24 protein-coding genes and 1 pseudogene are annotated in these 22,248 nt (G+C 61.9%); 21 read left to right on the top strand and 4 right to left on the bottom strand.

The features are described from left to right. Positions 1 to 27 precede the first annotated feature (27 nt). Positions 28 to 768, top strand: coding sequence for an SDR family NAD(P)-dependent oxidoreductase (locus BS630_RS02455; RefSeq protein WP_077976139.1), 741 nt, complete (start codon positions 28 to 30; stop codon positions 766 to 768). A gap of 27 nt (positions 769 to 795) precedes the next feature. Here BS630_RS02455 and BS630_RS02450 read toward each other — a convergent pair. Then, positions 796 to 1,460: pseudogene (locus BS630_RS02450) on the bottom strand (glycoside hydrolase family 25 protein). Between the two features lie 437 nt (positions 1,461 to 1,897). Here BS630_RS02450 and cysS point away from each other — a divergent pair. The 7 genes from cysS to rarD all read left to right on the top strand — a co-directional run bounded on the left by cysS (position 1,898) and on the right by rarD (position 8,593). Continuing rightward, positions 1,898 to 3,289: a cysteine--tRNA ligase gene (gene cysS, locus BS630_RS02440; protein ID WP_077976137.1), complete on the top strand. Its 1,392-nt coding sequence runs from the start codon at positions 1,898 to 1,900 to the stop codon at positions 3,287 to 3,289. Beyond that, positions 3,286 to 3,762, top strand: a complete 477-nt coding sequence (locus BS630_RS02435; RefSeq protein ID WP_077976136.1) for a GFA family protein — start codon at positions 3,286 to 3,288, stop codon at positions 3,760 to 3,762. The genes cysS and BS630_RS02435 overlap by 4 nt, the downstream gene beginning before the upstream one ends. Continuing rightward, positions 3,759 to 4,247: a GFA family protein gene (locus BS630_RS02430; RefSeq protein ID WP_077976135.1), complete on the top strand. Its 489-nt coding sequence runs from the start codon at positions 3,759 to 3,761 to the stop codon at positions 4,245 to 4,247. The genes BS630_RS02435 and BS630_RS02430 overlap by 4 nt, the downstream gene beginning before the upstream one ends. Beyond that, positions 4,244 to 4,720 (top strand): GFA family protein, encoded by a 477-nt coding sequence (locus BS630_RS02425; RefSeq protein WP_077976134.1) that lies wholly within the window; start codon positions 4,244 to 4,246, stop codon positions 4,718 to 4,720. Before BS630_RS02430 ends, BS630_RS02425 begins: the two co-directional genes overlap by 4 nt. Then, complete coding sequence (pip, locus tag BS630_RS02420) at positions 4,717 to 5,679, top strand: prolyl aminopeptidase (protein WP_077976133.1); 963 nt, start codon at positions 4,717 to 4,719, stop codon at positions 5,677 to 5,679. The genes BS630_RS02425 and pip overlap by 4 nt, the downstream gene beginning before the upstream one ends. A 182-nt stretch (positions 5,680 to 5,861) precedes the next feature. Continuing rightward, positions 5,862 to 7,475: a citramalate synthase gene (gene cimA, locus BS630_RS02415; protein WP_077976132.1), complete on the top strand. Its 1,614-nt coding sequence runs from the start codon at positions 5,862 to 5,864 to the stop codon at positions 7,473 to 7,475. 206 nt (positions 7,476 to 7,681) lie between these two features. Beyond that, positions 7,682 to 8,593, top strand: a complete 912-nt coding sequence (gene rarD / locus BS630_RS02410) for an EamA family transporter RarD (RefSeq protein ID WP_077976131.1) — start codon at positions 7,682 to 7,684, stop codon at positions 8,591 to 8,593. Positions 8,594 to 8,604: 11 nt separating this feature from the next. On the opposite strand, the gene BS630_RS02405 is transcribed toward rarD, so the two are convergent. Then, positions 8,605 to 9,228, bottom strand: coding sequence for an LOG family protein (locus BS630_RS02405; protein ID WP_020049334.1), 624 nt, complete (start codon positions 9,226 to 9,228; stop codon positions 8,605 to 8,607). 154 nt (positions 9,229 to 9,382) lie between these two features. On the opposite strand from BS630_RS02405, the gene BS630_RS02400 reads away from it, so the two are divergent. The 5 genes from BS630_RS02400 to BS630_RS37230 all read left to right on the top strand — a co-directional run bounded on the left by BS630_RS02400 (position 9,383) and on the right by BS630_RS37230 (position 15,738). Continuing rightward, a complete protein-coding gene (locus BS630_RS02400) occupies positions 9,383 to 11,419 on the top strand; it encodes a LysM peptidoglycan-binding domain-containing protein (RefSeq protein ID WP_077976130.1) in 2,037 nt (678 codons plus the stop codon). 212 nt (positions 11,420 to 11,631) lie between these two features. Beyond that, on the top strand, positions 11,632 to 13,509 hold the full coding sequence (locus BS630_RS02395; RefSeq protein WP_077976129.1) for an ABCB family ABC transporter ATP-binding protein/permease: 1,878 nt from the start codon (positions 11,632 to 11,634) through the stop codon (positions 13,507 to 13,509). 73 nt (positions 13,510 to 13,582) lie between these two features. Further along, a complete protein-coding gene (locus BS630_RS02390; RefSeq protein WP_260691447.1) occupies positions 13,583 to 14,341 on the top strand; it encodes a phosphatidylserine decarboxylase in 759 nt (252 codons plus the stop codon). A gap of 79 nt (positions 14,342 to 14,420) precedes the next feature. Further along, complete coding sequence (gene pssA / locus BS630_RS02385; protein WP_077976128.1) at positions 14,421 to 15,266, top strand: CDP-diacylglycerol--serine O-phosphatidyltransferase; 846 nt, start codon at positions 14,421 to 14,423, stop codon at positions 15,264 to 15,266. Between the two features lie 325 nt (positions 15,267 to 15,591). Beyond that, positions 15,592 to 15,738, top strand: a complete 147-nt coding sequence (locus tag BS630_RS37230; protein ID WP_017959783.1) for a hypothetical protein — start codon at positions 15,592 to 15,594, stop codon at positions 15,736 to 15,738. Between the two features lie 223 nt (positions 15,739 to 15,961). On the opposite strand, the gene BS630_RS02380 is transcribed toward BS630_RS37230, so the two are convergent. Together BS630_RS02380 and BS630_RS02375 are read right to left on the bottom strand one after the other, a co-directional pair. Then, a complete protein-coding gene (locus BS630_RS02380; protein ID WP_077976127.1) occupies positions 15,962 to 16,726 on the bottom strand; it encodes an SOS response-associated peptidase in 765 nt (254 codons plus the stop codon). 41 nt (positions 16,727 to 16,767) lie between these two features. Continuing rightward, positions 16,768 to 17,088 (bottom strand): YnfA family protein, encoded by a 321-nt coding sequence (locus BS630_RS02375; protein WP_077976126.1) that lies wholly within the window; start codon positions 17,086 to 17,088, stop codon positions 16,768 to 16,770. 72 nt (positions 17,089 to 17,160) lie between these two features. Between BS630_RS02375 and BS630_RS02370 the strand changes: the two genes are divergently transcribed. The 8 genes from BS630_RS02370 (at position 17,161) to BS630_RS02335 (ending at position 22,211) form a co-directional block, all read left to right on the top strand. Next, a complete protein-coding gene (locus BS630_RS02370; protein WP_077976125.1) occupies positions 17,161 to 17,577 on the top strand; it encodes an NUDIX hydrolase in 417 nt (138 codons plus the stop codon). A gap of 34 nt (positions 17,578 to 17,611) precedes the next feature. Next, positions 17,612 to 18,055: a TIGR02301 family protein gene (locus BS630_RS02365; protein WP_027665234.1), complete on the top strand. Its 444-nt coding sequence runs from the start codon at positions 17,612 to 17,614 to the stop codon at positions 18,053 to 18,055. Positions 18,056 to 18,158: 103 nt separating this feature from the next. After that, positions 18,159 to 18,416 (top strand): hypothetical protein, encoded by a 258-nt coding sequence (locus tag BS630_RS02360; protein WP_003546972.1) that lies wholly within the window; start codon positions 18,159 to 18,161, stop codon positions 18,414 to 18,416. An 18-nt stretch (positions 18,417 to 18,434) separates the two neighbouring features. Next, positions 18,435 to 19,184, top strand: coding sequence for a hypothetical protein (locus BS630_RS02355; protein WP_077976124.1), 750 nt, complete (start codon positions 18,435 to 18,437; stop codon positions 19,182 to 19,184). A gap of 97 nt (positions 19,185 to 19,281) precedes the next feature. Continuing rightward, complete coding sequence (gene ygfZ / locus BS630_RS02350) at positions 19,282 to 20,136, top strand: CAF17-like 4Fe-4S cluster assembly/insertion protein YgfZ (RefSeq protein WP_077976123.1); 855 nt, start codon at positions 19,282 to 19,284, stop codon at positions 20,134 to 20,136. Then, on the top strand, positions 20,133 to 20,741 hold the full coding sequence (locus BS630_RS02345; RefSeq protein ID WP_017959775.1) for a YfbR-like 5'-deoxynucleotidase: 609 nt from the start codon (positions 20,133 to 20,135) through the stop codon (positions 20,739 to 20,741). Before ygfZ ends, BS630_RS02345 begins: the two co-directional genes overlap by 4 nt. Beyond that, positions 20,738 to 21,268, top strand: a complete 531-nt coding sequence (locus BS630_RS02340) for a tyrosine phosphatase family protein (RefSeq protein WP_077976122.1) — start codon at positions 20,738 to 20,740, stop codon at positions 21,266 to 21,268. Before BS630_RS02345 ends, BS630_RS02340 begins: the two co-directional genes overlap by 4 nt. 58 nt (positions 21,269 to 21,326) lie before the next feature. Further along, the gene (locus tag BS630_RS02335) at positions 21,327 to 22,211 is read left to right on the top strand and encodes a mechanosensitive ion channel family protein (RefSeq protein WP_025393936.1); all 885 of its coding nucleotides are present in this window, start codon (positions 21,327 to 21,329) and stop codon (positions 22,209 to 22,211) included. The last annotated feature ends 37 nt before the right edge of the window (positions 22,212 to 22,248 follow it).

Here is a 22,248-nt window from a genome sequence, read left to right as displayed (position 1 = left end):
TCTCCCTTCGTGAGGGAACACGACATCATGAATATCAATCTTGAGGGCAAGATCGCACTCGTCACCGGTGCGTCGCGCGGCATCGGCTATTTCACGGCGCTGGAACTTGCCAAAGCCGGCGCCCACGTGATTGCCTGCGCGCGCACGGTCGGCGGGCTCGAGGATCTCGACGATGCAATCAAGGCCGTCGGCGGCACGGCGACCCTCGTGCCCTTCGACCTTTCCGACATGAATGCGATCGATGCGCTCGGCGGCTCGATCTTCGAGCGCTGGGGCAAGCTCGACATCCTCGTCGCCAATGCCGGCGTGCTCGGCGTCATTTCGCCGATCGGCCATATCGAAGCGAAAGTGTTCGAGAAGGTGATGACTATCAATGTCACCGCGACATGGCGGCTGATCCGCTCGGTCGACCCGCTGCTTGCCCGCTCGGATGCCGGCCGCGCGGTGATCCTGTCTTCGGGTGCCGCCCACAAGTGCCGCCCCTTCTGGGGCGCCTATTCCGCTTCCAAGGCTGCGGTCGAAGCGCTGGCGCGCACATGGGCCGGCGAGAGCCAAAGCACCCCGCTGCGGGTCACCAGCGTCGATCCGGGGGCGACACGCACGGCGATGCGGGCGCAGGCGGTGCCCGGCGAAGATCCGCAGACGCTGCCGCATCCCTCCGAGGTCGCAAAGGCAATCCTGCCGTTGCTGGGGCCTGGTGTGACGGAGACGGGCAAGCTGTTCATCGTTCGGGAGAACAAGCTCGTCGATTATCGCCTGCCCGAATAGGCCGGCGTTTCAGATAGGCCGGACGTTTCAATTCGCTGCAACGGCGGGGAACAGATGCGCCAGGCCCGTTTCCGACGGGCATAGTGCATTGAGGTCAACCGGTCCCTGGATACCGTCCAAGGTGCCGTTATCGGCAAATTGCCAGATCGACCAACGGCTGCACTCTTCCTGCCTCGGTTCTCTGAACACGCTGCGCAGCCACAGATAGTGGTCGGGGAAGCGTGATTCATTGCCTTTCAGATATTGATCGAAGAACTCCTGCGTGACGTAGAAAATAGGCTTTTCGGAAAGGTGCCGTTCAGCTCGATGAAAAAGGCGTTCACCTCGGCAACCATTTCCTCGAGCGTCGGGATCCTGTTGCAATTGCCGACAAACTCCAGATCGACGGCGATCGGCAGAGTTCCCTGCTCCTTCGGCACGGTCGCCAGGACATTCTGCGCCTGATCCTTGCCCGGACGGCAGAAGGTGAAGAAATGATAAGCGCCCCTGACCACTCCAGCATCTCCGGCGCGCTGCCAGTTATCGGCGAACTTGGAATCCCGATGGTCTCCGCCTTCGGTCGCCTTCATGAAGGCGAAACGGACATTCGGCTGCGCGGCAACAACCTTCCAATCGATATCGCCCTGGTGATGGCTGACATCGATGCCTTGGATTGGATAGGTGCTCAGAGAGGGATTGTTGAAGCGAAGCATCCCGAAGTAGTATGCGAAATATACAGCGAATGCGACCGCCAGAACCGCAGTCGCTCCGATCGTCGATCGGGCAAGTCTCCGCATCCCTTCCCCCTATTTTCAACAGCTTCTCAACTGGCTATGCGAGATTTGTGCTCCGAAAATGGCGGACGAATTTCAAGAGCGCGCCAATGGGTTTCAAAGACGTTGGTTGCTGCCATCGATTCACCGGATAGATGGATCCCGTTGCCGCTGGATCGCTCTTCGCCCCCTTGACCGGAGGCGCGAACCGGGCCATAAAACCCGCCATGAAAACGGTTATCTGCATTATCTGCCGGAAGATTATTCGCTAGCGCGAGCGCTGGCCCGGCCGTTTTCGTCTCCCAAATAGTCAAGATGCGAAACGCCCCGGTCCGCCGGTCGCGATATTTTTCTGATCATGCCTTTGGGAGAGTGAAATGGACGCGACGCCGGAACTGAAGCTGTACAACACGCTGACGCGGGAAAAATCGGTCTTTTCGCCGATCGATCCCAACAATGTCCGCATGTATGTCTGCGGCCCGACCGTCTATGACTTCGCTCATATCGGCAATGCCCGGCCAGCCATTGTCTTCGACATGCTGTTCCGGCTGCTGCGCCATGCCTATGGCGAAGATCACGTCACTTATGCCCGCAACATCACCGACGTCGACGACAAGATCAATGCGCGGGCGCTTCGCGACCATCCGGGCTTGCCGCTCAATGAAGCGATCCGCGCGGTCACGGAAAAGACCGAGACGCAATATCACGCGGATGTCGCCGAACTCGGCTGCCTGGAGCCGAGCTTCGAGCCGCGCGCCACCGACAATATCGTTGAGATGACCGAGATCATCGAGAAGCTGATCGGCAACGGTCACGCCTATGTCGCATCGGGGGAAGTGCTGTTCGACACCAAATCCATGGCGGATTACGGTCAGCTTTCGAAGCGCCCGCTCGACGAGCAGCAGGCCGGCGCCCGCATCGCCGTCGACGCGCACAAGAAGAATCCGGGTGATTTCGTGCTCTGGAAGCTGTCGAGCCACAACGAGCCCGGCTGGGAGAGCCCGTGGGGCCGCGGCCGGCCCGGTTGGCACATCGAATGCTCGGCGATGAGCAAGCGTTATCTCGGCGATGTCTTCGACATTCACGGCGGCGGGCTGGATCTGATCTTCCCGCATCATGAAAACGAGATCGCCCAGTCGCGCTGCGCCCACGGCACCGAGGTGATGGCGAACGTCTGGATGCATAACGGCTTCCTGCAGGTCGAAGGCCGCAAGATGTCGAAATCCGAAGGCAATTTCGTCACCATCCACGAGTTGCTGCACACGGACATCTTCGGCGGCCGCAGCTGGCCGGGCCAGGTGCTGCGCCTTGCCATGCTGATGACGCATTACCGCGAGCCGATCGATTTTTCGATCAAGCGGCTGGAAGAAGCCGAACGGCTGCTCGCCAAGTGGCCGGCGGCAGAAGCCGGCGATGCGGCGCCCGATGAAACCGTGCTGAACGCGCTTTCCGATGACCTCAATACTGTCGCGGCGGTGCAGGCATTGCATGCGCTGGCCCAGGCTGCCCATGCGGATCCCACAGCCCGTGCCGTCTTTGCCGCAACCGCCGACCTTCTGGGCCTGTTGCCGAAAAAGATGGAAATCGACGAAGCCGTCGCATCGGCAGTCGATGCGCTGATCGCGATGCGTCTCGAAATGCTGAAGGCGAAGAACTTCACCGAGGCCGACAAGATCCGTGACGAGTTGACGGCGAAGGGCATCCAGTTGAAGGACGGCAAGGATCCGGTGACCGGCGAGCGCGTGACGACGTGGGAGGTCAAGAGATGACGACCTATACCGGTGGCTGCCAATGCGGAGCGATCCGTTTCCGCGTCAGCGGCGACATCAAGGATTCGTCGATCTGTCATTGCCGCATGTGCCAGAAGGCGTTCGGGGCCTATTATGCGCCGCTGGTCTCGGTGCGCGGCGCCGATTTCGAATGGACACGCGGAGAGCGGAAAAAATTCCGCTCTTCCAATTTCGTCGAGCGCGGCTTCTGCGGCGATTGCGGCACGCCGCTCACCTATGAGGCGCCGGATGGAGTGGCGGTAGCTGCAGGCGCATTCGACGATCCGTCATCCCTTCCTCCGACCATTCAATGGGGCGTGGAAGGCAAGATCGGCTTCGTCGATCATCTGCACGAATTGCCCGGAGAGCGAACCGAGGCGGATCTGGCTGCAGGCTCCTTCCTCAGCGAACTCGTTTCCTATCAGCATCCCGACCACGATACGCCGGTCTGGCCGCCGGAGGATCGCACTTGACCGGCGTGGCGAAGCAGACGGGCGGATGCCAGTGCGGGGCGGTCCGTTATCGGGCCAGCGGCGAGCTCGGCTACCCACACATCTGCCACTGCCGCATGTGCCAGAAAGCCGCCGGCAATTATTTTCTGCCGCTTGCAGCAGCCATGCGTAAGGATTTTGAGCTGACGCGCGGCGCGCCGAAATGGTTTCAGTCCTCGGATCTGGTGCGGCGCGGTTTCTGCGGCGATTGCGGCACGCCGCTGTTCTACGATATTCCCGAAGCGGACTTCATCAACATCACTCTCGGCTCGCTCGACGAGCCCGATACGGTCAAGCCGGTGATGCAATCGAATACCGGCCGCAAGATGTCCTGGTTTCATGCGCTCGACGGCCTGCCGCTGGAGCCACAGCCTGAAACGTCCGACCGTGAAAACGCGATCACGGCAAGCAACCATCAGCATCCCGACCACGACACGCAAAAATGGCCCCTCGGAGAAACCTCATGACGGACACGATAAAGACAGGCGGATGCCAGTGCGGCGCTGTGCGCTTCCGCATCTCAGGCAGACTGGGGCGACCTTCGATCTGCCATTGCCGCATGTGCCAAAAGCAGTTCGGCGGCTTCTTCTCCGCGCTCGTTACCGCGCCTGAGGAAGGGATGGATTGGACGCGCGGCGAGCCGAGCTATTTCCAGTCCTCGGTCAATATCGAACGCGGCTTCTGCAGCAATTGCGGCACGCCGATGACCTATCGCCATCCAGGCGGGCTGGAGCTTGCGATCGGCACATTCGACGATCGCAGCGACCTCGCTCCGCTGATCCAGGTCAACTACGAGGCCCGCCTGCCCTGGGTCGAGAAAATCTTCGAGGCGCCGGTGCTGAAGGATCAGGATTTCTACGCACGACAGGAGGCTATCATCTCCTTCCAGCATCCCGACCACGACACAGAAGTCTGGCCCGCGAAAGGCGTGAAGATATGACCGAGATGTTGCGCACGCTCTATCCCGAAATCGAGCCCTATGCTTCCGGCCATCTCGATGTCGGCGACGGCCATGTGATCTATTGGGAGCGCTCGGGCACACCAGGCGCCAAGCCTGCCGTCTTCCTGCATGGCGGTCCGGGCGGCGGCATCTCACCCGCCCATCGCCGGCTTTTCGATCCCGCTCTCTACGACGTCATGCTGTTCGACCAGCGCGGTTGCGGCAGGTCGACGCCGCATGCGGAACTCCATGCCAACACGACCTGGCACCTCGTCGCCGATATCGAGCGGCTGCGCGAGATGGCCGGCGTCGACAGCTGGCAGGTGTTCGGCGGCTCCTGGGGTTCGACGCTGGCGCTCGCCTATGCCGAGACGCATCCGGAGCACGTGTCCGAGCTCATCCTGCGCGGTATCTACACACTGACCAAGGCCGAGCTCGACTGGTACTACCAATTCGGCGTCTCGGAAATGTTCCCTGACAAGTGGGAGCGGTTCATCGCTCCCATTCCTAGGGAAGAGCGGCATGAGATGATGCATGCCTATCATCGTCGCCTGACGCATGAGGACAGGAACGTGCGCCTTGAGGCCGCGCAGGCCTGGAGCATCTGGGAAGGCGAAACGATCACACTGCTGCCGGAACCTTCGACGAGCGGCAAGTTCGAGGAGCCGGAATTCGCTTATGCATTTGCGCGCATCGAAAACCATTTCTTCGTCCATGCCGGCTGGATGGACGAGGGACAGTTGATCCGCGATGCCGGCAGGCTCAGGGATATTCCGGGCGTCATCGTACATGGACGCTACGATATGCCCTGTCCGGCCAAATATGCCTGGCTGCTGCACAAGGCCTGGCCGAAGGCAGAGTTCCACCTGATCGAGGGCGCGGGCCATGCCTATTCGGAGCCGGGGATTCTCGATCAGCTGATCCGGGCGACGGATAAGTTCGCCGGGAAGCAAGACTGATCGTTGGCATTGGGGGCAGCCCCTCACCCTAACCCTCTCCCCGCCCGCGGGGAGAGGGGACGTGCTCCGCGATACGGTGCGGCATGTTTCTTCTCCCCGTCATAACGGGGAGAAGGTGGCGGCAGCCGGATGAGGGGCAGCATCCGCACTTCATAACAACCCGCCTGGCGGGAGGAAACGACATGAAAGAACGCATCTATCTCTTCGACACGACACTCCGGGACGGGCAGCAGACGCCCGGCATCGATTTTTCCGTCGAGGACAAGATTGCGATCGCCGCCATGCTGGACGAATTCGGCCTCGATTACGTCGAGGGCGGATATCCCGGCGCCAACCCGACGGATACCGCTTTTTTCAGCGAGAAGCGCACCAGCCAGGCCAGTTTCGTCGCCTTCGGGATGACGAAGCGGGCCGGCGTTTCGGTCTCCAACGATCCCGGCATTGCCGGGCTGCTGCAGGCAAAATCCGACGCCATCTGTTTCGTCGCCAAGAGCTGGGATTATCACGTCGCGGTGGCGCTCGGCTGCACCAACGAGGAAAACCTCGAATGCATCGCCGAAAGCGTCAAGGCGGCGGTTGGCGCGGGCAAGGAGGCGATCGTCGATTGCGAGCATTTCTTCGACGGCTTCAAGGCCAATCCGGCCTATGCGCTCGCCTGCGCCAAGACGGCCTATGAGAGCGGCGCCCGCTGGGTCGTGCTCTGCGACACCAATGGCGGCACGCAGCCGCCCGAGGTGCGCGCCATCGTCGAGGCGGTGATCGCCTCAGGCGTTCCCGGCCACTGTCTTGGCATCCATGCGCATAACGACACCGGCCAGGCGGTCGCCAATTCGCTTGCCGCGGTCGACGCCGGCGTCCGGCAGATCCAGGGCACGCTCAACGGTATCGGCGAGCGCTGCGGCAATGCCAATCTGGTGACGCTGATCCCGACGCTGGCGCTGAAGAGCGCCTACAACACACGTTTCGAAACGACGATCGACGAGGAGCGGCTGCTCAACCTCACCCGGCTCTCGCATGCCTTCGACGAGCTCCTCAACCGCTCGCCCGACCACCAGATGCCCTATGTCGGCGCTTCCGCCTTTGCCACCAAGGCCGGCATTCATGCATCGGCGCTGCTCAAGGATCCGCGGACCTATGAACACGTGCCGCCGGAAACCGTCGGCAACTTCCGCAAGGTCATGGTCTCCGACCAGGGCGGCAAGGCAAACTTCATCAATGCGCTGAAACGGCGCGGCATCGCGGTCGCCAAGGACGATCCGAAGCTCGACCTGCTGATCTCGATCGTCAAGGAACGTGAATCCATCGGCTATGCCTATGAGGGCGCGGATGCGAGCTTCGAGCTGCTGGCGCGCCGCACGCTCGGCACGATCCCGGAATTCTTCACCATCGAAGGCTTCCGCGTGATGATAGAGCGCCGCTTCGACAGTCTCGGCCGAGTGAAGATCGTCTCGGAGGCGGTGGTCAAGATCACCATCGACGGCCAGACGCTGATGTCGGTTGCCGATGCCGAAGGCCCGGTCAACGCACTCGACCTCGCGCTGCGCAAGGATTTCGGCAAGTACCAGCACGAGATCGACGATCTGGTGCTCGCCGATTTTAAGGTGCGTATCCTCAATGGCGGCACGGAGGCGATCACCCGCGTGCTGATCGAATCCACCGACAGCGACGGTGTACGCTGGTGGACCGTCGGCGTCTCGGAGAACATCATCGACGCTTCGTTCCAGGCGCTGATGGATTCGGTCATCTACAAGCTGATGAAGAACCGGCAGCTGGCGGGCAAGATCGCGGCGGAATAAACCTATTCCGCGGCTCGGCGACGGGTCCCAGCCCTCGCCCGAATATTATTCGCTTCCTTCGGACTCCGCCTTCCAGCGCAGGGAGCCGGATCATCGCGTCGTCTCCCGATTCAAATCCTCTCACCCTTCATTCAACGAAATGAATTGGCCTATTCACGGCGCTTAAGTTAGGCCGGATCAGAAGAAGAACAAAGATGGAAACACCGATGTCGACCGATGCATCCGTTCCGTTGGCCAAGAACGAAGACAGTCCGCGCGGGTTCGCCTTCGCGCTGACGGCCTATCTGCTCTGGGGCTTCCTGCCGATCTACATGAAGGCGGTGGCGCATATCACGCCGGCCGAGGTGATCGCCCATCGCATCGTCTGGTCGCTGCCGCTGGCGGGCATCGTGCTGATCGTGCTCGGGCGCACGCAGGACATCCGCGCAGCACTCAGGTCGCCGCGCATGCTGGCGATGGCGGCGCTGACCGCGTCGCTGATCACCGTCAACTGGGGCACCTATGTCTGGGCGATCGGCGCCGGCCATTCGCTCGATGCAGCACTCGGTTATTTCATCAATCCGCTGTTCAGCATCTTCCTCGGCGCGGTGTTCCTCAAGGAAAAGCTGCAGCCGCTGCAGATCGCCGCGATCGCGCTTGCAGCACTTGCCGTCGCCATTCTCGCACTGGACAGCGGCGGCATCCCGTGGGTGGCGCTGACGCTGGCGGTCAGCTGGGGTTTTTACGCCCTGTTGCGCAAGACGCTGCCGCTCGGGCCGAACCAGGGATTTTTCCTCGAAGTGCTGATCCTCAGCGGGCCCGCCCTCCTCTACATCCTCTATCTCGAATTCGGCGGCCAGGGCCACCTCTACCGCACCGGTCTTGCAGATACGACCCTGCTGCTCGGCTGCGGCGTCATCACCGCCGTGCCGCTGATGATCTATGCAAACGGCGCCAAGCTCTTGAAACTCTCAACGATCGGCATCATGCAGTATATCGCGCCGACGATGATCTTCCTGATCGCGGTCTTCGTCTTCCACGAGCCATTCGGCACGGCGCGCATGATCGCCTTCCCGCTGATCTGGGCGGGGCTGTTCCTCTATAGCTGGTCGATGCTGAAGGGAAGCCGGGGGCGCTAAAGGCAACAGACCTACATCTTCGAAATCACCTCGTCCTCGCCGTCACGGTCGGCGGCGAGCTGGGCTGCCTGGGCCATGATCGCCGGAATGATGCCGGAGATCTCGTCGACGACGAGCGGCTGCACCCGGTGGGCGGTGTGCAGGAAGCCTTCTTCGGTCATATGGCGCATCAGTTCCATCATCGGATCCCAGAAACCGTTGACGTTGGCAAAGACCATCGGCTTCTCGTGGCGGCCGAGCTGCGCCCAGGTCATGATCTCGACGATCTCCTCCAGCGTACCGATGCCGCCGGGCAGCGCGACGAAGGCATCGGAGCGCTCGAACATGGTGTGTTTGCGCGCATGCATGTCAGGGGTTACAATGAGTTCGTTGAGCTGACCGAGCGAGTGGCGAGTCGCTTCCATATCGATCAGGAATTCGGGGATAATGCCCGTGACCTGACCGCCGCCTGAAAGCACGCCGCTGGCAACCGCGCCCATGATGCCTTTGGTCCCCCCGCCATAGACGAGGCGCAGGCCGTATTCGGCGATCTCTCTTCCGAGAGCACGCCCGGCCGCCATGTGGGAAGGATCGCCTCCCGGCCTGGAGCCGCAGTAAACGCAGATGGATCGAATCGATACAGATTGTTCGGTCATAGAGGCAAACAACTATTCCATTTCAATGCAGTCAAGAAAATTGACTGAAAAGCAGCGTGCCTAGCTTGCCGAATTGCTTTGAATGCTTGTGAAAAGCAACGGGAATCGCTAGCAATTTTGGTTACTACGGCAAATTGCCGCTCTGGGAGACATAATGATGAAGAACCGTGCCGGCTTGCTGGCTCTTGCAGTCCTCGCAATCGCAATCCTACTGATGGTGTTTGTCGTCATGCCGCGCATCGGCGGCGATGCAACCAAGGTCGGCGATGCCATCAACCAGGCGAGCACGGAGGTCAAGAACACGGTTAACGAGGCGGCAAAGACATCGCGCTCCGCCGTGGGCGACGCGGCTGCGGTCGCCGACCAGGTCGGTCGCCTTTCGGCCGATGCCGGCGTATCGCTCAGCGAGCTCAAGGCGCTGTTTGCCGACGGCAAAGGTCCGGCCATCGATGTCTTCACTGCCGCCAAGACCAAGGCCGTGAACGCGCTGACCGCGCTTGCCGATTTCACCATTCCCGAGGGCCTCGATCCCGCGACCCAGACCCTTGCCGCCAAGGCCAAGGTCGGTGGCGCGAAGGCACTCGCCATCGTCCGGTCGCTGCCCGAGAACATCGCCGATGCGCTTGCCGCAATCGCCAAGGCCGAGGTTGCGCTGACCGGTGCGCCGGAGACCGCCCCTGGGGCGAATACGGCAGCGGAAAATACCGGCCCGAAGCTTCCGGCCTTCGACGTATTGCGCGTCGAGCCCGACGGATCGACGGTGATTGCCGGTTCCGCCGAACCGAACGGCAAGCTCGAGGTGCTCGACGGCGAGAAGGTGGTGACGACGGCCAATGTCGATGCGAGCGGCGATTTTGCTGCCGTTCTCGACGATCCGCTTCCGGCCGGCGACCACCAGCTCGTGCTCAAGTTCACGGGCAAGGACGGCAAGAGCACGCTTTCCGAAGAAGTCGCGACCATTTCCGTGCCGAAGGACGGCAATGGTGCCAATCTGCTCGCCATGGTTTCCAAACCCGGCGCGGCGAGCCGCATCATCACCGCGCCGAAGGCCGGAACCGAAGTTGCCGATGCTTCCAACCCGATGGCGCCGCCTGCGGACAAGCCGGCAACCGGCGAAAGCTCGGCTACGCCTGCACCAACCGGCGAGCTGGCGCTGCAGACGCCGAACCTCACCGATACCCCCTCCGGTAGCGCTGATACGGCACCGGCCATTCCCGGCACCGCAGCACCGGATAAGACGAATGTGCCCGACGTGATGGTCAATGCCGTCGAGATCGAAGGCAACAAGATCTTCATTGCCGGCACGACGCGCTCCAATGCCAAGGTCATCGGTTATGCCGACGACAGCCTCGTCGGCCAGGACACAGCCGGCTCCGATGGCCATTTCGTCATCGACGGTGTGGTGGCGCTCTCGGTCGGCGACCATAAGATCCGCGTCGATGTCGTCGATCCCGCAGGCAAGGTGATCGTGCGCGCGGCGGTGAATTTCAATCGCCCGGCCGGCGATCAGGTGAGGGTCGCCGCGCAATCGGTCCCCGCCGACACCAACGGCGCTTCCTCGATGGTGCTGCTCGACGAAGGCGAACTCGGCAAACTCAAAGCCGAAGTCGGCAAGGCCTTTGGCCTGCTGAAGGGGCTGTTTGCCGATGGCAAGCTGCCCGGCGCCGAACAGCTTGCGGCGGCGCGCTCGGCAACGGAGTTCGCGCTACGCTCGGTCGCCGACTTCCGCCCGGCGCCCGATGCGCCCGGTGCCTTCAGGCAAACGTCCGGCTCGGCCTCGCAGGTCGCCGGCAATGCGCTGAAGCTGCTGCAGGGCCTGCCTGGGGATGCGAAGTCCGTCGGCGCCGCGCTCGAAAAACTGGGCGGGATGATCGCCGAACTCACCGCTGCACCCGCGCCGGCAACGCCATCTGCAAACGATGTCGGAAGCAACCAGCCGAAGACGATCGAACAGGCGCCGCTGACGGCAAACAATGCGGCGGTCATCATTCGCCGCGGCGACACGCTGTGGCAGATCTCGCGCCGCACCTATGGCCTCGGCGTTCGTTACACGACGATCTACATCGCCAACGAGGACAAGATCATCAATCCCGATCGCATCCGCCCTGGCCAGATTTTCGGCCTGCCGAAGGATGTCCTGCCGAATGCCGAAGAGCTGCACCGCAAGCGCATGTCCGGCCAGCATCTCTAAGCTGCAAAACAACGCGACGAGGCCGGGCGGGATAAGCGCCCGGCCTCGTCGTTTCCTTACGCCAGCAATTGTTGTATTCGTCCGCCCGGCACCCTATCTGGCGGTGGCGGCTACGGGATATGGGAAGCGCTTTCAGGTAGGTCCCGGTTCCGGGCTCCTGCCGCCATCGAATCGCCGCAATCGCGGCAAGCTCATCCGGGCTGGAGACAAGCATGGCAAACGGCAAGACAGTCTCGGAATCCAACCTGCCGCAGACGCTTCTCAACCTTTGGCCCTATATGTGGCCGGCCGGCCGGCCCGACCTGAAAATGCGCGTCGTCTGGGCTTCGGTCTACCTGCTGATCTCCAAATTCGTACTGCTGCTCGTTCCCTATTTCTTCAAATGGTCGACCGATGCGCTGAACGGCAGGATGGATCTTGCCGGCTCAGTGCCATCGCTGCTGGCCGGCGCCATCGCGCTGGTGATTGCCTATAACATCACCCGGCTGATCCAGCTCGGCCTCAACCAGCTGCGCGACGCGCTCTTTGCCAGCGTCGGACAACATGCGGTGCGCCAGCTCGCCTACAGGACCTTCGTGCACATGCACGAGCTGTCGCTGCGCTTCCATCTCGAGCGCAAGACCGGCGGGCTGTCGCGCATCATCGAGCGCGGTACCAAGGGTATCGAGACGATCGTGCGCTTCACGATCCTCAATTCGGTCCCGACCGTCATCGAATTCGTGCTGACGGCGGTGATCTTCTGGTGGGGCTACGGCTTCTCCTATCTCGCCGTTACCGCCTTTACTGTCTGGGCCTATATCTGGTTCACGATCCGGGCATCCGACTGGCGCATCGCCATCCGCCGGTCGATGAACGACAGCGATACCGACGCCAACACGAAGGCGATCGACTCTCTCCTCAATTTCGAGACCGTCAAATATTTCGGCAATGAGGAGATGGAGGCAAAGCGTTTCGACAAATCAATGGAACGCTACGAGAAGGCGGCGACCGATGTCTGGACCTCGCTCGGCTGGCTGAATTTCGGCCAGGGCGTCATCTTCGGCATCGGCACGACCATCATGCTGGTGCTGTCGGCGCTGGCCGTGCAGCGCGGCGAGCAGACGGTCGGCGATTTCGTCTTCGTCAATTCGATGCTGCTGCAGCTTTCCGTACCGCTCAACTTCATCGGCTTCGTCTACCGCGAAATCCGCCAGGGGCTGACCGATATCGAGCAGATGTTCGATTTGCTTGAGGTGCAGACCGAAGTCAAAGACGCGCCTGATGCGACGGAACTTCGGATCGGCAAGGGCGCGATCTCCTTCAAGGACGTGCACTTCGCCTATGATGCGGCCCGTCCGATCCTGAAGGGCATTTCCTTCGAGGTGCCGGCCGGTAAGACGGTCGCCGTCGTCGGCCCGTCCGGTGCGGGCAAATCGACGCTGTCGCGCCTGCTCTATCGTTTCTACGATATCCAGAGCGGCGCAATCACCGTCGACGGTCAGGATATCCGCACGGTGACGCAGAAGAGCCTGCGTACGGCGATCGGCATGGTGCCGCAGGATACCGTGCTCTTCAACGACACGGTCGCCTACAACATCCGCTATGGCCGCACATCGGCCAGCGACGGCGAGGTCTTTGCCGCCGCCGAGGTGGCGCAGATCGCGCATTTCATCGAAACGCTGCCCGAGGGCTTCGAAACCAAGGTCGGCGAGCGCGGGCTGAAGCTTTCGGGCGGCGAGAAGCAGCGGGTGGCTATCGCCCGCACCATCCTCAAGGCGCCACCGATCCTGATCCTCGACGAGGCGACATCGGCGCTCGACACGACAACGGAGCGGGAAATCCAGGAGGCACTCGACCTGGTTTCGAAGAACCGCACGACGCTTGTTATTGCCCACCGGCTTTCGACTGTCATCAGCGCCGATGAAATCATCGTGCTCAAAAGCGGCGAGATCGCCGAGCGCGGAACACATGCCGCCCTCCTCGAAATGAACGGCCTTTATGCCTCGATGTGGAACCGCCAGCGCGAGGCGACACAGGCGGAGGAACATCTGAAGCAGGTGCGCGAAAGCGACGACCTCGGCGTGATAACGCGGCTTGCTCCGGCAAGCTGACAGCGGAAGCCGACGCCGGCCGGCTTTTGTTGTTTAGAACCCCGGCGCGGGAACCAGGGCCGAGGCCACAGCATTGCCCCAGAGACGGTTTTTCGCTAACAGCAAAAATGAAAACGCAAGGAGACCGGCAGCCATGAGCCTGTTCAACACGGTTCGCAACACGATCGTCCCCGTGCACAAGGAGGGCTATCCCTTCGTTGCCGCCTTCTTCGTCGCGTCGCTTGTCCTGGGCTGGATCTTTAAGCCGCTCTTCTGGATCGGCATGATCTTCACACTTTGGTGCGCCTATTTCTTCCGCGATCCGGAGCGCGTGACCCCGCAGGATGACGACCTGGTGATCTCCCCCGCCGATGGCAAGGTCTCGGCGATCCAGATGGTGACCCCGCCGGCCGAGCTCAACCTCGGCTCCGAGCCGATGCTGCGCATCTCCGTTTTCATGAACGTCTTCAATTGCCATGTGAACCGGGCGCCGATGCGCGGGCGCATCGTCAGCATCAACTACCGCTCCGGCAGCTTCGTCAACGCCGAGCTCGACAAGGCGAGCGAAGACAATGAGCGCAACGGGCTGGTGATCGAAACCCAGCACGGCCAGATTGGCGTCGTGCAGATCGCCGGCCTCGTCGCGCGGCGCATCCTCTGCTGGGCAAACCCCAACGAGCCGGTGGATGCCGGCGAGCGCTTCGGGCTGATCCGTTTCGGCTCGCGGCTCGACGTGTTCCTGCCCGCCGGTGCTGCGCCACGCGTCTCGCTCGGCCAGACGGCGGTTGCGGGAGAAACCGTCATCGCCGAATTCGCCTCCGCCAAGGGTCCCGTCATCAGCCGCCGCAGCTAGAGCGGTTCAGCTTTTCACGGAAGTGCAGAAGCGCTACGCACTGTTGCAGGAATTGCCTTAGGAACGATTGGAACGCGATATGGAAACGCCTTTTCCGCCTTTCGAGCCCAATGGGCCAGATGATTCCGCCCGCGGCCCACGTCTGCGCGAAATCCCGCTCCGGCTCGTCTTTCCAAATCTCATCACCATTCTGGCGATCTGCGCCGGGTTGACCGGCATCCGGCTGGCTTTCGAGAACCGTTATGAGCTCGCCGTCTCCATGGTGCTGCTCGCCGCCTTCCTCGACGGCATCGACGGGCGCGTGGCACGGCTGATGAAAGCAACCTCAAAGTTCGGCGCGCAGATGGATTCGCTTGCCGACATCGTCAATTTCGGCGTCGCACCCGCCCTCGTCGTCTACGTCTTCGCGCTCGACCAGGCGCGCTCGCTCGGCTGGATCGCCGCCCTGATCTATGCGATCGCCGCCGGGCTTCGCCTTGCCCGCTTCAATGTCATGGCCGAACGCGAGAACAAGGCGAGCTGGCAATCGGAATATTTCGTCGGCGTGCCGGCGCCGGCCGGCGCCATGCTGGTGCTGCTGCCGGTCTATCTCGGCTTCCTCGGGCTGGCGACGGACCGCACCTTCGCCTATCTCTCGTCGATCTACACCGTGCTCATCGCCTTCCTGCTGATCAGCCGGCTGCCGGTCTGGTCGGGAAAAGCGGAAGGCAACCGCTTGCGGCGCGATCTCGTGCTGCCGATGATGCTCGGTGTCGTGCTCTATGTGGCTCTGCTGATGAGCTACACCTGGGAGGTGATGGTCTTCACCGTCGCCGCCTACCTCATATCGCTTCCCTTCGGCGCGCGGAAATGGCGGCGGAAATACGGGACATTAACGATCGAGGAACCCGGCATCGGCGACGACGATATCGGCCGGCACATCTGATCACCGAGCATTTCCGGATTTCTCCAAATGATGGAAATGCTTCTCTCTCTTCGTTCTGAGGGATACTTGGGAAAAGCGCAGGTTTTCCCCGGAGAAAACCGTGCGCTTATCCGGCTGTTCCGCATTTTGCCGAGAAAACCGCTTTCGCACTTTTATTGGAACTGCTCTCTTCAGTAAGTATTAACCAACGTAGGCTTCAGTTAAGCCTCGCGAATTATGGTGCGCGTTTACAAATCCTGATGAGCTACGCCCCCATTTTGTCGCTATTCGTGACGAAACATCAAACTATAAAATGCCCAGGGAAGAACCACGTAAGGAGAGTATCGTGACTTCGAAGACGAGCAGTACCGGCGAACAGCAAGCGGCCAAGCCAGACCTCGCCGCCAACTATCGCCCCGTCGGCCTGAAGGCTGTTGCCGCAGCATCGCTGATGGCGAAGCATAAGCCAACCAGCGTCAAAAAATCCGCTTGAAGAAGGCTTCAAATTGGAAGCATGCGTGCTCTCGGGTTACATCCGTCAGGCACCGCTGACCAAGTGAATGACGAGAGGCGATCGCCGGAATCTCCTGACAACGCTCCGGCGACATAAGCACAACCCGAAAAACCTGTTGGACGAAGCGATGCATGGCCACCGCCAATGTGACACGTCGGCGCCGATAGGTCGCCTACGGGCCGGCTGGTGCGGCGGACAGTGTTCAGAAGAAGCTGAGCTGGCCGTCGTCAGGCTTTTGCTTGTCGGGCGCCTTCAACGGCTTTTCGATGACAACCGGCTCCTGCAGGTCGGGACCCATGTTGGCAACCTTGTTGACTTTGTCGGAGACCGGCACGACCTCGAAGAAATCATCCTGAACCGGCTGCATCAGGTCGACCACCTCGCGTGGCTCTTGCGTCTTGCAGTCGAGCCAGCGCGTGAAATCCTCAGGTCTGATGACGACAGGCATGCGATCGTGGATCGCTGATATGGCTGAATTGGTCGATGTCGTCAGGATCGCGCCGGTATCGACCTCGGAGCCGTCGGCAGAAGACCATGTCTCCATCAGCCCGGCAAAGGCGATGATCCCACCCTGACGCGGCCTGATCCAGTAGGCCTGCGGCAGCTCGCGGCTTTCTTTCGACGGGCGATGCCATTCATAGAAACCGGAGGCCGGAATGAGCACGCGGCGATGCCGCATGGCGGCGCGGAAGGAGGCTTTACCGATTGCGGTTTCTGCGCGCGCGTTGATCAGCAGCGGGAAATCTCTCGGATCTTTGACCCAGCCCGGAGTGAGCCCCCAGCGCACGAGCACGGCGCGCCGGTCGGCCAAGTTGCTTCCCTGCTCCCTGCCCTCGCCTGATATGACGACGAGGATCGGCTGCGTCGGCGCGATGTTGTAGCGCGCCGGAAAATCGTCGAGATCGAGACCGGAGAAGACGTCGCTCAGGTCGACGCTGGAGACTGTCAGGGCGAAACGTCCACACATCGGCCTGTCTTTACACCCGGCTGGTACTCCGTCAAGACGCCTCAGCCTCTCGGCGCGAAGAGGATGAGGCTGGCGCCGGCAAGGCAGATCAGCGCACCGCCGATATCGTAACGATCCGGCACGCGGGCTTCGACCAGCCACAGCCAGAGCAGCGAAGCGAGGATGTAAATGCCGCCATAGGCTGCGAAGGTGCGGCCGGCGGCCTCGCTCGGCACCAGCGTCAGAAGCCAGGCGAAAAGCGCCAGGGAGATCATGCCCGGCGCCAGCCACCAGACTGACTTTTCGAGCTTCAGCCATGCCCAGAAGGCAAAGCAGCCGGCGATCTCGAAGAGGGCAGCAAACGCAAAAATGATGTAAGTCACGGAAGCACCTTTCGAATCCCCGTCGCACTATTCCTCCGATAAGATGGGCCATCACAGCAAGAGCAGCCTCCGATGATCTCCACCGCCAAAGCCGCCTCCTCCGCCATTCTCGAACGCGACGGCCGATTCCTCCTCGTGTTGCGGCGCAACCCGCCTTCCGCGGACATGTATGCCTTTCCCGGCGGACGGGCTGAACCCGGCGAAACTCCGGAGCAAACGGCATTGCGCGAACTCCATGAAGAGACCGGCATTTCGGCACGTAATCCGCGGCTGTTTTCGACCTACGACCTGAAAACGCATGCGGCCGACGGCAGCGTCAAGAGCCATTTCCTGCTGTCGGTCTTTCGCGTCGATGCGGATCGGGATGCAGTGGCGGAAGCTGCCGACGATGCGGCAGCCCTCGGCTGGTACACGGTCGAGGAAATCCGGCAATTGCCCGTACCGCAGAGCGTGCTCGAATGCGCGGAGCGGCTGGCGGGCGGCGAATAGACGTGGAAACTTTGAAGCACGCCTTGTTGCCGTCATGCTGAGCGTATCAACTGTGAGCATGATTCCCGTTCGACGCGTTTTTCTGTCCCTGCTCGTTCTCGCCGGCCCCACGATGGCGCAGGGCAAGAATACGCCGCCTCCACAGGAAGAGGAGATTGCCCCGCCGATCGTGAGCGTGCCCTATGACGACAAGCTGGCGCGGTTCGCCGAGGTGCTGGGCTCGGTCCATTATCTCAGAACGCTCTGCAAGGCGGCGGGCGGCGACGATTGGCGAAACGGCATGCAGCAGCTGCTCGATTCGGAGACCGGCAACGAGCCGCAGCGCAAGGAAAAGCTGACAGCAGCCTTCAATCGCGGCTATCGCGCCTTCGCCTCGGTCTATACGGATTGCACCCCGGCGGCCATCGTGGCAGAAGAGCGCTACCGTAACGAAGGTGCAACACTTGCCACAGAAATTACCTCGCGCTTTGGAAATTGACGTTTAATTAACCTGTTTTCGCAAGCGGACGTGTCGTTTTGGGAAAAGGCTGTTAGTGTTGTTAACGGTGCAGTAAGACATGAGAAGTTCTGAGGAAAAGACAATGGAAGCAAGCCTCAACGACATCGACGACATGATCGTCCACGAAAAGATGCAGGCAGCTCTGGAGTACCAGAACGAGGCTTGGGCCGACGGCATGGCCGACGGGATCGAGCCTGAAATCATCGCTGATGCTGCCATTGCACATGCGCTACGCGAGACGATCAGATTGCATGGGGAAAAGAGCGCCGAAGCCCTGCTGGATTCGCTGCGTGAGCGCATGCTTGCCGGCGAATTCTCCGCGAACCGCACCCTGCAATAATTGTTGTCAGAGAGTTTGATGCACACCGGTAAAGAGAAAGTTTCGCGAATTTCGCTCGCGCCGGTGCTGCTTGCGTTCAGCCTCGCCGCCGGCAATGTTTTCCTTGCGCCGGCAGCCTACGCGCTTTCCGAACTGCACAAGATCCCTGGCCAGGCGGCCAACGAGACGCCTGCACAGGGAAGCGCTCAGGGACAGAGCCAGCCGCAGACCACTCCCGGCGTTCCCATGGCCGACCCGCTGGTCAACAGCCAGAGCAATCAGGGTGTCGACAAGACGCCGGGCGCTCAGGACAATTCCAAGCCCACCGAGGTGATCTACGATATCAGCAAGGTGCCAGAGCCGGTTCGCAAGATGCGCGAGCAGATCGTCGAGGCGGCCGCATCCGGCGATCTCGAGCGGCTGCGGCCGCTGATGGGCACTGGCGCCGACCAGACGCAGGTGACTGTGGGCGAACCGACCGACGATCCGATCGGCACGCTGAAGGATCTGTCGGGCGATCCTGATGGCGACGAGATCCTTGCCATCATGCTCGACATCATCTCGACCGGCTTCGTGCATGTCGGCCAGGGCACGCCCGACGACATGTATGTCTGGCCCTATTTTGCCGAGAAGGACCTGAAGTCGCTGACACCGCCGGAGCGCGTCGAGCTGCTGCGCATCGTCACGGCCGGCGATCTCTCCGACATGCAGGAATTCGGCGGATATAATTTCTATCGCCTCGGTATTACGCCCGAGGGTAAATGGAAATTCTTCACAGCGGGCGATTGATGCCCGTCTCGCCTGCGCTTTTCACGTTCGCATGGCGCTTGCGATCCACCTCATGAAGACATACCTCTGAGCGATAACCAACGCGACAGGTTCCGCCATGCCAGCCGTATTCCTGAAAGACCGCTCCTTGCTCTTCGTCAGCGGAGCGGAAGCCCAATCCTTCCTGCAGAACCTGATCACCACCGATATCGCCGCGCTCGGCGCCGACGAGGCGCGGCCCGGGGCATTGCTGACGCCGCAGGGCAAGATCCTGTTCGACTTCATGATCTGGCAGGACGGCGACGGTTACATGATCGAGACCGATGCCGGCCAGCGCGATGGCCTGCTGAAACGGCTGACGATGTACAAGCTGCGCGCCGCCGTCACACTTGCGCCAAGCACCGAAGAAGGCGTTACCGTTTCCTGGGGCGAGGATGCCGAGGGCGCCCGGGGCAGCCAGGGCGCCCGAGACAGCCGCTTCGCCAAGGCGGGCGTCACCCTGACCCGCCGGGCAGGAAGACAGGGCGATGGTGCAGAAGCGCTCTACGACGTGCTACGCATCCGCCACGGCATCGTCACATCAGGATCTGACTTCGCCCTGCAGGACGCTTTCCCGCATGATGTGTTGATGGATTTCAACGGCGGCCTCTCCTTCAGGAAAGGCTGCTATGTCGGCCAGGAGGTCGTCTCACGCATGCAGCATCGCGGCACTGCGCGCCGGCGCGTCGTGACGGTGTCCGCCGCAACGGATCTGCCGGGAACCGGGACGGAGATTACCGCCGCCGGCAAGCCTGTGGGAACCCTCGGTTCGGTTCACGGCGGCAATGGACTTGCGATCGTGCGCATCGACCGCGCCGGCGCGGCGATGGCAGCAGGCACGCCGCTGCTCGCCGGCGACACGCCTGTTTCCCTCGTCCTACCGGCATGGTCCGGTCTCGTCTTTCCAGCCAGCGCCGACGAGGCCAGCGCGTGACAACGACGAAAGCTCCGCGTGCCTGGCAACGCATGCTGTCCGGGCGCAGGCTCGACCTGCTGGACCCCTCGCCGCTCGACGTCGAACTCATCGACATCGCTCACGGGCTTGCGCGCGTGGCCCGCTGGAACGGCCAGACCTCAGGCGATCATGCTTTTTCGGTGGCCCAGCACAGTCTCGTCGTCGAGGATATCTTCCGTCGCTTCAACGATGCGCGGCCGCAGGAATGCCTGATGGCGCTGCTGCACGATGCACCCGAATATGTGATCGGCGACATGATCTCGCCGTTCAAATCGGTGGTCGGCGGCGGCTACAAGACGGTGGAAAAGCGGCTGGAGGCCGCCGTGCACCTGCGCTTCGGCCTGCCGCCGCATCCCTCGCGCGATCTCAAGGACCGGATCAAGAAGGCCGACACGATCGCCGCTTATTTCGAGGCGACCGTGCTGGCCGGTTTCACACCCGCCGAGGCACAGAAATTCTTCGGCCAGCCACGCGGAATCAGCAAGGACATGCTGATGATCGAGCCCCTGCCGGCGGTCGAAGCGCAGCGGTTGTTTTGCGAGCGCTTTGCGGCGATCGAGGTCGAACGGGAGATGGTATCGTGACCTTCATCGTCGTCTCGCCGCTGTCGCGCATCGCGGAAATGGCGGTGCGCCACAAGGCGCGCGACATGATCAGCCTGATCGCCAAGGAGCAGGCCTTTCACCGGCCGGGCGTGATCGCGGCCGAGCGCCATCTGACACTTGCTATGAACGATATCGTCTTCAAGGGCACCGGCGATCTCGTGGCGCCTGACGAGACGCATGTGCAGGGGATTATCGACTTTGCCGCTTCATGGCGGCAGGAGACGCCGCTGCTCATCCATTGCTGGATGGGCGTGTCGCGATCGCCGGCCGCAGCGCTCATTGCCGCGCTGTCGCTGGCACCCGATCAGAGCGAGGAAACGCTTGCCCGCCGGCTGCGGGCCGCCTCGCCCTTCGCGACGCCGAATGCCCGGCTGATCGAGATCGGTGACGCGCTGCTCGGCCGCAGCGGCCGGCTGGTCGCGGCGGTGCGGGCAATCGGACGCGGTGCCGATGCCGACGGCAATGCGCCCTTCGTGCTTGCGATCCGAGACGCCGCCTGCGGTTGACGCTGCCGCCGGCCGCTCCATCTAGGCCCCGACCACGAACAATCGACAGAGCCTGATCATGGAACAACAAGCAGCCGACGTCTTCCTCGCCACCCGCACGGCACTCAGCCAAGCAAGCGCGCTCGCAGTCCAATATTCCTTCTCAATCCTGGGGGCGTTAATCCTGCTGGTCATCGGCTGGACGCTCGCCGGCTTCGTCAGCCGCTGGGCTTATGAGGGCTTGTCGCGCATCCACGGCATCGACGAGACGTTGGCACGCTTCTTCACCAATGTCGTGCGCTATGCGCTGCTGATCCTGGTGTTCATCACCGTGCTCGGCCAATTCGGCGTTCAGACCGCCTCGATCATCGCGGCGCTCGGCGCAGCCGGCCTGGCGATCGGGCTGGCGCTGCAAGGGACGCTGCAGAATATCGCGGCCGGTATCATGTTGCTGATCCTCAGACCGTTCCGCGTTGGCGAATATATCGAGACCAGCAGCGTGGCCGGTACGGTGCGCGAAATCGGACTGTTTGCGACCGAACTCAGGACTGGCGACGGGCTCTACCGCTTGGCGCCGAATTCGACGCTCTGGAACACGCCGATTACCAATTTCAGCCGCGAGCCCACGCGGCGTGAAGAGCTGAAAATCAGCGTCGCCCATGAGGATGACATCGATCTGGCGATGGAGAGGCTGATGGGCCTTGCCAGAGCCGATTCCAGAGTGCTGACGTCGCCGGCACCGAGTGTCTTCATCGACAGCCTCGGCGACGGCGCGATCTCCGTAACGCTGCGCTATTGGGCAAAGACCGGTGATTGGTGGCTGGTCAGCCGTGACATGGTAAAGCGCGTGAAACTCGCCTTCGACAAGAAACCGGTCGCTGATGCGGATGCTTCAGATGCCGCGCCACCAAAAAAGTCCAACGGCAAGGCAACCGCCGAAAAGCCGACGCAGACGCGACAGTGAGACATTGCGGCGCCGCGGATCTTTTAAGACCAGCGGC

The sequence above is a fragment of the Rhizobium laguerreae genome (assembly GCF_002008165.1).
Taxonomy (GTDB): Bacteria; Pseudomonadota; Alphaproteobacteria; order Rhizobiales; family Rhizobiaceae; genus Rhizobium; species Rhizobium laguerreae.
Note: the sequence above shows the minus strand (reverse complement) of the source record. Positions and strands in the feature narration are given on the sequence as shown.

Coding starts and splice junctions, on each gene's coding strand:
- BS630_RS02455 (WP_077976139.1), top strand. CDS start 28: ATGAATATCAATCTTGAGGGCAAGATCGCACTCGTCACCGGTGCGTCG.
- cysS (WP_077976137.1), top strand. CDS start 1,898: ATGGACGCGACGCCGGAACTGAAGCTGTACAACACGCTGACGCGGGAA.
- BS630_RS02435 (WP_077976136.1), top strand. CDS start 3,286: ATGACGACCTATACCGGTGGCTGCCAATGCGGAGCGATCCGTTTCCGC.
- BS630_RS02425 (WP_077976134.1), top strand. CDS start 4,244: ATGACGGACACGATAAAGACAGGCGGATGCCAGTGCGGCGCTGTGCGC.
- pip (WP_077976133.1), top strand. CDS start 4,717: ATGACCGAGATGTTGCGCACGCTCTATCCCGAAATCGAGCCCTATGCT.
- cimA (WP_077976132.1), top strand. CDS start 5,862: ATGAAAGAACGCATCTATCTCTTCGACACGACACTCCGGGACGGGCAG.
- rarD (WP_077976131.1), top strand. CDS start 7,682: ATGTCGACCGATGCATCCGTTCCGTTGGCCAAGAACGAAGACAGTCCG.
- BS630_RS02405 (WP_020049334.1), bottom strand. CDS start 9,228: ATGACCGAACAATCTGTATCGATTCGATCCATCTGCGTTTACTGCGGC.
- BS630_RS02400 (WP_077976130.1), top strand. CDS start 9,383: ATGATGAAGAACCGTGCCGGCTTGCTGGCTCTTGCAGTCCTCGCAATC.
- BS630_RS02395 (WP_077976129.1), top strand. CDS start 11,632: ATGGCAAACGGCAAGACAGTCTCGGAATCCAACCTGCCGCAGACGCTT.
- pssA (WP_077976128.1), top strand. CDS start 14,421: ATGGAAACGCCTTTTCCGCCTTTCGAGCCCAATGGGCCAGATGATTCC.
- BS630_RS02380 (WP_077976127.1), bottom strand. CDS start 16,726: ATGTGTGGACGTTTCGCCCTGACAGTCTCCAGCGTCGACCTGAGCGAC.
- BS630_RS02370 (WP_077976125.1), top strand. CDS start 17,161: ATGATCTCCACCGCCAAAGCCGCCTCCTCCGCCATTCTCGAACGCGAC.
- BS630_RS02365 (WP_027665234.1), top strand. CDS start 17,612: ATGCTGAGCGTATCAACTGTGAGCATGATTCCCGTTCGACGCGTTTTT.
- BS630_RS02360 (WP_003546972.1), top strand. CDS start 18,159: ATGGAAGCAAGCCTCAACGACATCGACGACATGATCGTCCACGAAAAG.
- BS630_RS02355 (WP_077976124.1), top strand. CDS start 18,435: ATGCACACCGGTAAAGAGAAAGTTTCGCGAATTTCGCTCGCGCCGGTG.
- ygfZ (WP_077976123.1), top strand. CDS start 19,282: ATGCCAGCCGTATTCCTGAAAGACCGCTCCTTGCTCTTCGTCAGCGGA.
- BS630_RS02335 (WP_025393936.1), top strand. CDS start 21,327: ATGGAACAACAAGCAGCCGACGTCTTCCTCGCCACCCGCACGGCACTC.